The 12,138-nt window shown below is 63.5% G+C and carries 6 protein-coding genes; 5 read left to right on the forward strand and 1 reads right to left on the reverse strand.

The genetic code is table 11. The features are described 5' to 3' along the window. Positions 1-148 precede the first annotated feature (148 nt). The 4 genes from ACG2LG_RS07550 (at position 149) to ACG2LG_RS07565 (ending at position 7,139) form a co-directional block, all read left to right on the forward strand. Complete coding sequence (locus tag ACG2LG_RS07550; protein ID WP_396257770.1) at positions 149-1,630, forward strand: sulfatase; 1,482 nt, start codon at positions 149-151, stop codon at positions 1,628-1,630. 224 nt (positions 1,631-1,854) lie between these two features. Then, a complete protein-coding gene (locus ACG2LG_RS07555) occupies positions 1,855-2,538 on the forward strand; it encodes a hypothetical protein (RefSeq protein ID WP_396257772.1) in 684 nt (227 codons plus the stop codon). A 124-nt stretch (positions 2,539-2,662) separates the two neighbouring features. Next, positions 2,663-6,406: a hypothetical protein gene (locus ACG2LG_RS07560; RefSeq protein WP_396257774.1), complete on the forward strand. Its 3,744-nt coding sequence runs from the start codon at positions 2,663-2,665 to the stop codon at positions 6,404-6,406. A gap of 13 nt (positions 6,407-6,419) precedes the next feature. Then, positions 6,420-7,139 carry a hypothetical protein gene (locus tag ACG2LG_RS07565; RefSeq protein WP_396257776.1) on the forward strand — a complete coding sequence of 240 codons (720 nt, stop codon included), beginning with the start codon at positions 6,420-6,422 and terminating at the stop codon, positions 7,137-7,139. A gap of 121 nt (positions 7,140-7,260) precedes the next feature. Here ACG2LG_RS07565 and ACG2LG_RS07570 read toward each other — a convergent pair whose 3' ends face one another. Beyond that, positions 7,261-9,051, reverse strand: a complete 1,791-nt coding sequence (locus ACG2LG_RS07570; RefSeq protein ID WP_396257777.1) for a DUF6288 domain-containing protein — start codon at positions 9,049-9,051, stop codon at positions 7,261-7,263. Between the two features lie 424 nt (positions 9,052-9,475). On the opposite strand from ACG2LG_RS07570, the gene ACG2LG_RS07575 reads away from it, so the two are divergent. Continuing rightward, positions 9,476-12,133, forward strand: coding sequence for a fused MFS/spermidine synthase (locus ACG2LG_RS07575; protein WP_396257778.1), 2,658 nt, complete (start codon positions 9,476-9,478; stop codon positions 12,131-12,133). Positions 12,134-12,138: the final 5 nt, after the last annotated feature.

The raw sequence follows: 12,138 nt of genomic DNA on the forward strand, positions 1-12,138 counted from the left end.
CAGGCCCGGTGTCCCGAATCGATGGGCATCCGGGCCTGGAAGGCCCGGCCACCTCCTGCTGACCGCTGCGTTCAATGAAACCCTTCCGAAAGCCCCGGCGTGACGCGCCGTAGAATCCGGAGTTAGCCTCCCGCAACCCGAACTCCTCATGTTGATCCGAATCCTCGCCCTGCTCTTCGCTCTTCAAGCCTGCCTCATGGCGGAAGAACCGAAGCGCCCGAACATCCTGTGGCTGTTTTCGGACGACCACGCCTTTCAGGCGGTGGGTGCCTACGGTGGGCGCTTCGGCGATCTCGACCTCACGCCGAACATCGACCGTATTGCCGATGGTGGCATGCGCTTCGACCGCTGCTACGTCGGGAATTCGATCTGCGCCCCGGCGCGGGCGACCCTGCTGACGGGCAAGCACAGCCACCTGAACGGCAAGTTCGACAACAAGGACACGTTCAACCACGACCAGCAGCAGTTTCAGAAGATCCTCCGGCAGAACGGCTACCAGACCGCCATGGTCGGGAAGATCCACCTCAGCGGCAAGATGCAGGGCTTCGACTACTGGGAGGTCCTGCCGGGCCAGGGCCGGTACTGGAATCCCGTCTTCATCACCGAGCAGGGTGAGACGACCTACAAGGGCGAGCACTCGACGGATGTGATCACCCGCAACGCCGTCGACTGGCTCGAGAACAAGCGCGACAAGGACAAGCCCTTCATGGCGATGGTCCACTACAAGGCGCCGCACCGCAACTGGCAGCCGACCAAGCGCTGGAAGGAGAAGTTCAAGGACAAGTTCTTCCCCGAGCCGGAGACGCTTTTCGACGATTACGAGGGCCGGGGATTCGCGGCGAAGAATCAGGAAATGAGCATCCTCAAGGACATGACCATGGGTGGCGACGTCAAGGCCGGCCAGCCCGAGCGCAAGGCCGAGCTGGCCGGGATCGACAAGGACGATCCGAAGGCGCTGACCCGTCTCAAGTATCAGTGGTACATGCGCGACTACCTCGCCTGCATCGCGGGAGTGGACGAGAACGTCGGCAAGCTCCTCGACTACCTCGAGGAGTCGGGCCTCGCGGAGAACACCATCGTGATGTATTCCTCCGACCAGGGATTCTACCTCGGTGAGCACGGTTGGTTCGACAAGCGCTTCATGTATGAGGAGTCCTACCGCGCGCCGCTCGTGGTGAAATGGCCGGGGGTGATCGAGCCGGGCTCGGTGAACGACGACCTCGTGCAGAACATCGACTTCGCCGAAACCTTCCTCGACCTCGCCGGGATCGAGGCACCGGACGACATGCAGGGTGAGAGCCTCGTGCCGCTGTTCAAGGGAGAGACCCCCACGGACTGGCGCAAGAGCCTGTATTACCACTACTACGAGTTCCCCGGCTTCTGGCACGCGGTGCGGCGTCACGAGGGCGTCTCGACCGCACGCTACAAGCTGATCCGCTTCTACGGAGCGGACGTGCCGGATGGCGAGGAGTGGGAGTTCTACGACCTCGAGAAGGATCCGCAGGAGATGCGCAGCGTCTACAAGGATCCGCAATACGAGTCCGAAATCGCCGAGCTGAAGCAGGAGTTGATCCGCCTCAAGGACTACTACGGCGTGCCCGACGACTTCGGGGGCAAGCCGCTGAAGTAGATGCCTTGGCTCACCTCGCCTCTCGTAGAACGGGAGGATTTTTTCCTCCGAGTTCAACCTGGGCGGTGGCGCCGGGCTTCACCTCCAGATGGGTGAACCGCCGGGAGGGCGGGCCGAGGCTCCACTCCGGCAGCCGGCAATGGATCGGCATTCCCGATTCAGGAAGTCCTTCCCTCCGAGCGCCAAATCTGGAAGATGCCCGACACCCCCTAATGGTCGGCACCATGAACATTGTCTCCTCCATCGCCCTTCTCGGAGCAGGATGCCTGCTTTTGTCCGGTTTGCTCGAGGCGAAGCCGCGAACCTGCCGCATCGTGTATCCCGAGCGGCCGCGGGGTGCTCCGAAGGTGGCCTGGCTTTTCGATGGCGAACACAGCCGGAGCATCAGCCTCCCGGACAAGACCCTGTCGCCGGTGATGCCGCTGCCGGAGGGCGAACTCGTTCTGGTCATGACGCCCGAGGAGGTCGGCGCTCCGGAAGCACTCCCGCCGCAGGCTCCCCGGCTCAGGATTCCCGGGGAAGTCGCGGATTTCTACATCCTCATCACACCGGATCCGGGAAATCCGGTCCTCCCGGTCCGAATGGACCTGGTCGATTCGCAGGAAGGGGGATTGAAGCCGGGTCAGACCCTGTGGTTCAACCGCACCCAGCACCAGATAGTGGCGAAGTTGGGCGATACCGCGCTCGTGGTGAAGTCCCAGGCGCGCGCGATCTCCACCAAGCCCGCGGCCGAGAGCGGCTACTACACGGCGGAATTCCAATACCGGGTGAATGGCGAAGGGCCCTTGGTCAGGATCACGGAGCAAAGCTGGTGGCATGATGCCGGGAGCCGGCACTTGGGCTTCATTGTCAGTGCCGGGGGCCGGTTGCCGAAGATCTTCTTCTATCGGGATTTTCGTTCTCCGTGAACCGGAGGCCCGATCGGGGCCGGGACTCCGGAACTTTCAGAGGTCTCTGATGGTTTTATGGAAGGACGGGCGGATTTTCGCTTTCGTTCTGGGCCGGCAGGCCTAAAGTTCGTGTATGCACTTTGTGAATCCAAAAGCTGCGGTGCGGCAGCCGGGTTTGTTCGCGGCATCCGGTCGAGTTCGCAAAAGCGGCTTCGCCCTGGTGGTCACCATCAGCCTGATGGTCCTGCTGGCGCTGCTTGCCGTCGGCCTGCTGTCGCTGTCCTCGATCAGCCTGCGGAACTCCGCCAATGCCGTGGCGATGTCCGAGGCCCGGGCCAACGCCAGGCTGGCCCTGGTGATCGCCATCGCGGAACTGCAGCGCCACACGGGGGCCGACACCCGGGTGACCGCCTCGGCGCAACTATTGGACGAAGAAAACCCGCCGGTTCTCGGGGTCTGGAGGAGTTGGGAAGGCACGGATCACGAGGACAACGGGCGCCCGATTCCTCCCGACTACGGGGCAAAGAACCAACCGGAGTCGAGCGGAGGTCGCTTCCTCAGCTGGCTGGTCTCGAGTGTCGACAGCGAAGGCAATCCTTCGATCAGCGACGCCCCCGGACTCGTCGAGGCAGCTGCGGGTGCGAAGACCGTTCCGCTTCTCGCGGACGGATCGTTGATGCCGGGTGATTCGCGTCAGGTTCATGTGCTTCCAACGGGGATTGTGGACGGTGGCAGCATCGCGTGGTGGATTTCGGGCGAGAACCAGAAGGCCCGGCTGGGGCAGCCCTATGAGCCGCGGGCCAATGGCGCTGCCGGCTTGGCAGAAAGGGCGCAATCGCACACGGTGGCAGACCCCGCGGTTTTCGGATTGGTGACGCTGGTCAATGACCCGGAGCCCCACGATCCGGGCGGGGCGGCGGCCAAACCGGCCCGCAAGGCCGTCACTCGTCAGTCCATGGCGTTGATCGAGGACGACAACCCGGTCGAGCCGGATCGCAGGTTTCATGACTTTTCGACCAACGCGGTCGGACTTCTGACCAACACGGCGACGGGCGGCTGGCGCAAGGACCTGTCGATCCTCAGCGAGCGCTGGGATGACATCAATGCCCGGTATCCGGGGAGACGTCTCCCGCTGTTCCGCTTCAGTCCGGAGGATGGCGACACTTCTTCCGTCCAGAAGCCCACCGTGTCGAATCACACACCCGCCCAGTCCCTGTTCTATCCATGGAGCAGCTACTCGCTCACCAGCCCCCAGAAGTGGCCCAACACGTGGCATGCCGCCTCCTCGTCATGGCAGTCCCTGGTGAATTTCGCGACCCTGTACAGGGACTTCACCTACAGCAACGGCGCGGTCGAGAGCCCCTTCATCTGGGCCCCCGTGATGAAATGGAGATGGAGGGGGAGTGAGAAGGATGCGACGGACCAGGAGTTCTACGATTACAACCACACACCCAGGATTCATCCCATCCTCGCCCGATTCCAATTCATCGTCTACGTGCGGGCCACCAATGATCCAAATCGGCCGGGGAGGTACAGGACCGACCTGATCTACTCGCCGGTGGTGACGCTTTGGAATCCCTACAACGTGCGCCTTACGATCGATAATCCGGGAGCCCCCTCCTCGGGAGTGGTCATCGGTGGCAAGCGCTCCTTCCCGGCGGCTTTCACGGCCCAGCCCCTCAACCGTTACAGCAATCCGTTCAACATCCCGCTGAGGGAATACCGCATGCTCAGCAACGGGAACTTCCAGTACATGGACACCAACGGGAACTTCGGCGGGGAGTATGACAACCACCTGCCGGAAAACCGCGACCTCTACAACCCAGATGGAAGTCGGGCCAACACGCTGGTGGATCTGCGAACGTGGGGCATCAACCTCCCGAACGGAGAACTGACCTTCGAGCCCGGGGAAGTGCGGATGTTCACCCCGGATGGCGATGCTGAAAGGCGGTTCGGAGGAACGGCGATAGGCACGAAGGATGGCTACCAGCCTGCCGCCCCGTCAGGTCTTCCGGTCACGATCCGCAACGGGAACCTGGGACCGAACGACTTCTTCTGGTATGTCCTGAAGAACGAGGTCTACACCCAGCCCTTCCGGTTCCGGAGTCCGGGGAGGGGGTTCAATGTCTCGTTCGGCATGAGCACCGGAAATTCCTACACGCAGGGCACCCTCTACAGCGGGGTGTCGGAGGAGATGATGAGCATGACCGCTCTGACCAATGCAAAACGGGCCAAGGTCTACTGGCCCGACCAAGACTTCGAGCCCCACGGGTACACCGTTGCGGAAATCGCGTCGGTTCCGGCAATGCCGCTCTATTCGATCACCATCGGACCGCGTTTCACGATCGGCACGGGGACAGGAACCCCGCAGAGCCGGCCGACCAAGGGTTTTGTCCAGAGCGACCCGCTCGCCGGCATGTCGTTGGTCGATCCCGGGGCCGACAGCCCGAACAGCCACCCGGCGAATGGCAACTTTGAAATCAGTTACGACACGCTGGCGTTTGGTTCCACGCTCACGCCCAACCTCAGCGACCGGGAAGGGTTCATTGTGACCGGCTACCAGAGCGGGGACGGTCTCTCGAGGATCATCACCCACGAACTGCCACTGCGTCCGATCGCCTCGCTCGTGGAGCTTCAGGCCTGGAACCCCAGGGGAAAGAATCCGATGCCTCCCTACCAGACGCATCTCATCGGCAACAGCGATGCCACCCCCATGATCCCCGGCGACGCCATCGTGCCGCCGGTCATGACACCGGACAATCCCGCCGAGAACCTGCAGCATGACGATGCCTACTGCGCGAATCACCTGCTGTTCGATGATTTCTTCTTTTCCTCCATCGCCCCCCGGCCTGTCGACTTCGGCAACAACATCGCCAGGGACATCGAGACGGTCTACAGGGATTTCCTCAACGGCGAGCAGCCTCTCACCAACCGGGCCTACAAGCCGATCAGCATCGATACGAACCTGTCGGATGGAGATGTCACCAGGCTCGTGGGTGACATTGTGAACAGTCCGCGGGGTGACGGCTGGATGAAGGTGGCGTCAAGGCTCGAGGTGGACGGCATGTTCAACGTGAACTCCACCTCCGTGGATGCCTGGCGGGGACTGCTCGGTCATGCCAGGAGCATGGATGAAATCGCCTATCATTCGGAGAACGGCATTGCTCCCCTGGACGGTGACGACGATCGACCACACCCGGTCACCCGGGCGGCGCTGGCCCCGGACATCGAGGCGGGCAGCGATGGTGCCGGGGAAAACTCGGAGGTGACCGGTTTCAGGCGGCTGACGGATGCGCAGATCACCGACCTCGCCGAGAAGATCGTCGAGCAGGTCCGCCTGCGGGGGCCGTTCCTTTCGCTGAGCGAGTTTGTCAACCGGCAGCTCGGCAGCGACGGCGACCTCGCACTCGCCGGCGCGGTGCAAAGTGCGATCAACAGCCTCGAGGACGACCCGATGAGCGTGCTCCGTGACCCGGGAAGTTTTCTTTCGGACGACACGATGGCCTCGAAGGCAGCGGCCGGAAGCCAGGTGGATGGTGCCCGCCTCGCGGGGGTCGATTATGAGTTTGAGGAGGCGGCCGAGGGCAGCAGCCTGTACGGGCTGCCCGGTTGGATCCGGCAGGCCGATGTCCTGAGGCCGATCGCTCCCGTGCTGAGCGCCCGTGACGACACCTTCACGGTTCGTGCGTATGGCGATGCGAGGGATGCGGATGGCAATGTCACCGCAAGAGCCTGGTGCGAAGCGACCGTTCGCAGGCAGCGGGACTTCGTGGACAGCGCCGACCCGGCCGACGCCACGGATGGACCTTCCAGCGAACTCAACAGGATCTTCGGCCGACGATACCAGGTCGTGTCATTCCGGTGGTTGAGTGGGGATGAGGTTTAGTCGATATCGCATCATGTTCAGGACGATTGTCATTCTTGTGTCGACCATTCTTGCGGTCTCGCCGGGTTTCGCCGACGACCTCAGGAAGTCGGAACGGACCTGCCGTCTGGTGTTTCCCGAGATGCCGAGTGGTTTTCCGCGATTCGTTCACCTGTTCGATGGGAAGGACAATCACAGGGTCTACTTGTCGGCGGTGAACTTCTCGGAGGTCGTCAAGCTCAGGCCGGGCGACATCACTCTCGTGATGGCTCCGGAACCCATCAGCGATCCGGAGAACATTCCGAGCGGGTATCCGAGGTTGTCGGTGGGCGAGGGAGTGAGGAACTTCTACCTTTTTCTGTCACCCGACAGGGACAACAAAAGCATGCCCCTTCGGATGAACCTGATCAATCTTGATGAGGGGAAGTTCAAGATCGGGAACACGCTTTGGTACAACTTTACCAACCATCTGGTCCAGGCGAGGCTGGGGAAGAGCAAGTTGTCGGTTGGCGCCAGGAAGTTCGCCATCTCGGAAGCCCCCCTGCCGAAGAGCGGCTACTACCGGGCGGAGTTCATCTTCCAGCCACAGTCCACCGGCAATTTCCGGAGGATCACCGAACAGCAGTGGTGGTTCGATGAGAATTGCCGGTATGTCGGATTCGTGGTCGATCGCGGGGGGAGGCTTCCGAAGATCTATTTCTTCAGGGATTTCAGGAGCAAGATCGAGGCCGAGGACGACGGCGGCGATGAGTGATATCGCCTGCTTGCGGGCGCTCGTGCAAAAAGACTCGTGACCTTGGACTTTGAGGTCTTTGACGATCTTCCGTTCGACTTGGTCCAGCCATCGAACCCGGATCGGGGAAGAGCCACTCCGTCTATTCCTCCGGCACCAGCTGCGCCTTGAGGTATTCCTGGTCCTCCTCGCTGAAGGCCATGAACTCGAGGTCGCGGGTGCCGCCGTGTTTCAGGGAGATCCGCACGATGCCCGACGCGGGATCGAAGCCCACCAACCGGCCATCGAAGGAGCGGCTGCGGTCGGCGTTGCGGAACGTCCGGAGTTCTCCAAGATTTGATTCCGGCAGACGGCTGGTGCTGTCGGCGGTCTCTGCAGCCGATCCGTCCACACCGTGCACCCGGAGTTTCGGGGACGAGTAGCTGTAGAGAAAGGCGACGGCGGCGGTGGTGTGGGCACGGATGTTGCCGCGGTAGTAGGAGCCATCCGCGTAATCGCGTGCCGGCAGGATCACGTAGGAGTCGCTGCCGTGGCAGCGGGCCATGTTGATCCAGGCCTTGTAGTAGTCGGCCACCGTTTCCCGGAGCTTGCGGTCATCCGAGGCGAAGGTGCCGGCCCAGCCCCAGGTCAGGCCCATCATCGCGCAGGCGTGGCCGTCGGGCATGTCCTTGTAGGCCGCCTCGATGTTCTCGAGGTGCAGCTTCTTCATCTTCTTCGACTCCGGGCGCTCCGGCGAGAGCTGGTGAACGAGGTAGCCGAGGCCGGACTTGTGCGAGGCCCCGTGGCGGGTGTTCGCCTTCCAGCTCTTCCAGTCGACCGGGCCGTTGTTCAGGGTGAACTCCCCGCCGTAGGCGATCTTGCCGGCATTCGTCGTGCCGTGATCGAGGAAGGTGAAACTCCGGTCCACGGCTTCCTGGTCGACCTCGAGGCCGCATTGCTTGCTCAACTCCCAGGTCATCAGGGCGAGGCAGGTCGGCCATTGCATCGGCCCGTAGCCACCCCCGCCGCGTTCGACGATCACCGAGTAGGGCGCATGGCCGAAGCCTCCCTCGTAGAGCGCCTGGTGCTTGTCGATGATGGCCTGGTCGATGCCCTTGATCTGCTCCGACTTCCAGTGGTGGATCGGAGTCTTCCACTGGGCGGCTTCGAGAAGTTCCATGGTCGATTCCAGTGTCTTGAGCACTTTGCGGTCGCCGGTGAGCAGGTAGTACTCCGCCAGCGTGATCCCCTGAAATCCGAGGTGCCACGACCAGGTGGTCTCCCCCTGCGGCTCGTTCCATTCCAGCGCCATCCGTTTGCCGGCCCTCGCGGCCTTGGGGTCATCCGAGCTGAGCAGGGCGAGCGTCGCGACGCAGCGCCCCTGTGAGCTGACCCCGCCGAAGTGCTCGATCAGGTATTCCTCCGCGCGCGCCTTGAGCACCCGGGTCTTTTCGCAGTCGACCGGGAAGCTGTCGGCGAAGCGGCCCAGCACCTCGAGCTGGACGTCGACCTCGAGGTTCTCCCCGGCTCGCTTGACCATCAGCTTCAGCACGCCGTCCTCGCCCTCGCTGTCCTCGATCGCCAGGCCGAGGTCCTGGATGGGACCTTCGATGCCGTGATTGCCGCCGCCGAAGGTGTGGGCCGGGAAGCGTTTGCCATTCGCCCCGTAGACCTCGTCGTCGATTTCGAGCACGCCCTTCGCCGGGGATTTGGCGAAGATGTATTTCACGACAAACGCGCGCTCCTTGAGAATCCCCCGGGCACCGGTGGGACCCATGTTGACGAGAAAGCCGGGGACTTCCGCGTCCGGCCCATCCTTGCACGGTTGTTCCCAGCGGCCCTGGTTGTCCGGATCCTTGATGCCGAGGGCGGCGCCGGTCAGGCCGACCAGGGCGGCGAGGCAGAGGACGATTCCATTTCCCAGCGGTTCCAGTTGGCGTCGGCAGGCTCTCATCCTCGGGGTTCCTGGGTTTCGTGGTGGTTTGGGGAGAATACCCCGAAAAGAATTACGAGTCACGGTTGCCAAGCTATCACTCGGGCATGGAATTGGAATGACCGGGTGGTCGGGCTTTTCCCGGCCTGCATTTCTCCCGTCCGTGAGAAATCCGGACTCGGACTCTCGCGACTCCATGGTCACTTCCTCGATCCGTTTCCGCAGATGCGCCTGCAGAACCTGACAATCGGACTTCTGGCATTGACCGCCACCGCTGCCGCGGCTCGACAAGGCGCGGGTTCGGCCGCGGACGAAGCGGCAAAGGATTTCTCGGAGGAGCCGGAATCTCCTGCTACGACTGCCGAAGAGTGAGGCAACGCTTGCGAACCATTGATTCTGGATTCATGGAGAACCGCGAAGACGCGAAAAGGGCATGAAGGGGAAGATGATCGAAGGCTCCGCGGCGGGACGCCACGAGACCCGAGTCGCCCTCGGTCTCGTGTTCGCGTCCGGCTTCGCCGCCCTGATCTATCAGGTGCTGTGGATGAAGCAGATCGGCCTGCTCTTCGGCAACACCTCCCACGCGGCGGGCACGACGCTGGCATCCTTCTTCGCCGGGCTCGCGCTTGGGAGCTGGTTCTTCGGTCGCCGGGTCGCCACCGCGCCCAACCCGATGCGGACCTACGCCTGGCTCGAGGCGGGCATCGCGGTCACGGCCCTGCTCTACTTCGCGGTCATGGCCCTCTACCGGTGGATCTACCCGCCGATCTTCCAAGGCGTCGGTCCCGGGGCCCTGCTCACCTTGATCAAGTTCGGCCTGTCGCTGCTGCTGGTCTTTCCGCCCGCCTTCTGCATGGGCGGCACCATCCCCGTGATCGGCCAGTTCATGGTCCGCGAGCGTCGCCACTTCGGGCGGATCTCCGCCCTGATGTATGGCCTCAACACGCTGGGTGCGGCGCTGGGTGCGGCGCTGGCCGGATTCTACCTGCCCCTGTGGCTCGGCTTCGGCCTGACCTGCGGCCTCGCGATTCTCCTTTCGGCCCTGGTCGCGCTGGTCGCCTTCCGTCTGTCGCGGAGCGCCCGCCCCGTCGCCTTTCAGGCCAATGCCGCCGCGGCGCCTGAGGAGATGCCCGCGCAGGAACCGGAGGTGCGCCTGTCCCGCCAGGAGCGCCGCCAGCTCGAGCGGGAGCACAAGCGCCGCAGAACACCGGCGCTCAAGCCTGCCGATGCGTCCGCAAATTCACCGCCCGCCGGCGGCCGCCGGGCCATCCTCTTCCTCGGATTCGTTTCCGGGTTCGGGGTGCTCGCCCTGGAAGTCCTCTGGACCCGACTGTTTTCCCAGGTGCTGGAAAACTCGGTCTACACCTTCGCCGCCATCCTCGTGATCGTGCTGATCTGCCTGGCGCTCGGCGCCTTGCTCAGCTCCCAGCTGGCCCGCTTGAAGGCGCCGCCCTTCCTGGTGCTCACCGGACTGATCCTCGCGGGCGCCGTGGCCGTGACCTTCACCCCCGCCATCTTCCTGGCCGTGACGGACGGCATGCAGGTCGTCGCCTCCACCGGCAGCTGGTTTTCCTACATCCTCCTGATCTTCCGGACGGGCTTCATCACCATCGGTCCGTCCGCCCTGCTGCTTGGGATGATCTTTCCCTACCTGATGAAGGTGGAGGAGCGTCACGTGAAATCCCCGGGGCTCTCGCTCGGGCAGCTGGCGGCGGCGAACACGGCCGGCGCCATCCTCGGGGCGCTGCTCTGCGGTTTCCTGCTGCTCGACGCCTTGAAGCTCTGGGGCAGCATGCAGGTCATCGCCCTGGTCTACATCGCCGCGGCCCTGCTGCTGCCGCTGAGGTGGGATCGCGCCAGCTTCGCCGCCAAGGCCGCCTGCCTCGGCGTGCTGCTCATCAACGGCCTCGCCCTCAAGCCGGACCGCCTGCCGGTGCTCAGCACCGACCCGCTCGGCGTCGAGGAACGCCTCGTCGAATCCTGGGAAGGCAGCGACTGCACCGTCGCGGTCACCGACAGCCGCTACGGACTCGCGATCAAGATCAACTCGCACTACAGCCTCGGTGCGACCGGCTCCTACATGCAGGAAAAGTTCCAGGCGGACCTCCCGCTGATGGTCTATCCGGAAACCGAGAGCCTGTTCTTCCTCGGCGTCGGCACCGGCACCACCGCGGGCAGCGCGCTCGACCCGCGGCATTCCAAGGTGCAACGCGTGGTCGCCTGTGAACTGGTCCCCGAGGTGATCACCGCGGCGAAGAAGTACATGACGGATGTGCAGGGCTTCGACACCACCGACGGCCTGTTCGAGGACCCGCGCGCCGAGGTGCTGATCGAGGACGGCCGCCACTACCTGATGGCCACCGATCAACGCTTCGACATCATCAATGCCGACCTCTTCGTGCCCTTCCGCTCGGGGGCCGGCAGCCTTTACACCCGCGAGCATTTTGAAAATGCCCGGAAGCGATTGAGCCCGGACGGGGTCTTTGTTCAATGGCTGCCGCTCTATCAGCTCACCGAAAACGAGTTCTCCATCATCGCCCGGACCATGGTCGAGGTCTTCGACCAGGTTTCGTTGTGGCGTCACAACTTCCAGCCTGGCGATGAGATCGTCGCGCTCATCGGGCACCAGCCCGGGTGCCCCCTGCCGGCGAGCGACCTCGACAGCAGCGCCGACAAACTGCTCGCGGTTTCCGGCAAGGACCACCGCGACCTCATGCGCCTCAGCCTGCCCCTCGATCCGCAGACCATCCTGCTTTTCTACGGCGGCAACCTGACCGCCGCCCGCTCGCTGTTCGAGGACCATCCGGTCAACACCGACAACCGCCCCGTGATCGAGTACATGGCCCCGCGCAGCTACCGCCGCGGCACGGTGGATGCGCCACCCTGGTTCACCGGCAAGCCCTTCGCCGACTTCGTTGACAAGCTGCAGCAGATCTGTCCTCCGGACCGCGATCCACTCCTGGTGAATCGCACCAAGGCCAACCATCGCCTGCCCTTGGCCGGCAGCGCCTTCCACCACGCCCGCATCGCCGAAGTCGAAGGGGATGACGAGTCCGCCCGCAAAGGCTGGGAGAAGTTCGTCTCGGAGTGGACGGACCGGTGAGAGGA

Origin of the sequence: Haloferula sp. A504 (assembly GCF_044385805.1) — a bacterium.
In the GTDB taxonomy this organism is placed as follows: domain Bacteria; phylum Verrucomicrobiota; class Verrucomicrobiia; order Verrucomicrobiales; family Akkermansiaceae; genus Haloferula.

Excerpts from the sequence above, each read along its gene's own strand:
- ACG2LG_RS07575 (WP_396257778.1), top strand. The coding sequence starts at position 9,476 with ATGATCGAAGGCTCCGCGGCGGGACGCCACGAGACCCGAGTCGCCCTC.
- ACG2LG_RS07550 (WP_396257770.1), top strand. The coding sequence starts at position 149 with ATGTTGATCCGAATCCTCGCCCTGCTCTTCGCTCTTCAAGCCTGCCTC.
- ACG2LG_RS07555 (WP_396257772.1), top strand. The coding sequence starts at position 1,855 with ATGAACATTGTCTCCTCCATCGCCCTTCTCGGAGCAGGATGCCTGCTT.
- ACG2LG_RS07570 (WP_396257777.1), bottom strand. The coding sequence starts at position 9,051 with ATGAGAGCCTGCCGACGCCAACTGGAACCGCTGGGAAATGGAATCGTC.
- ACG2LG_RS07565 (WP_396257776.1), top strand. The coding sequence starts at position 6,420 with ATGTTCAGGACGATTGTCATTCTTGTGTCGACCATTCTTGCGGTCTCG.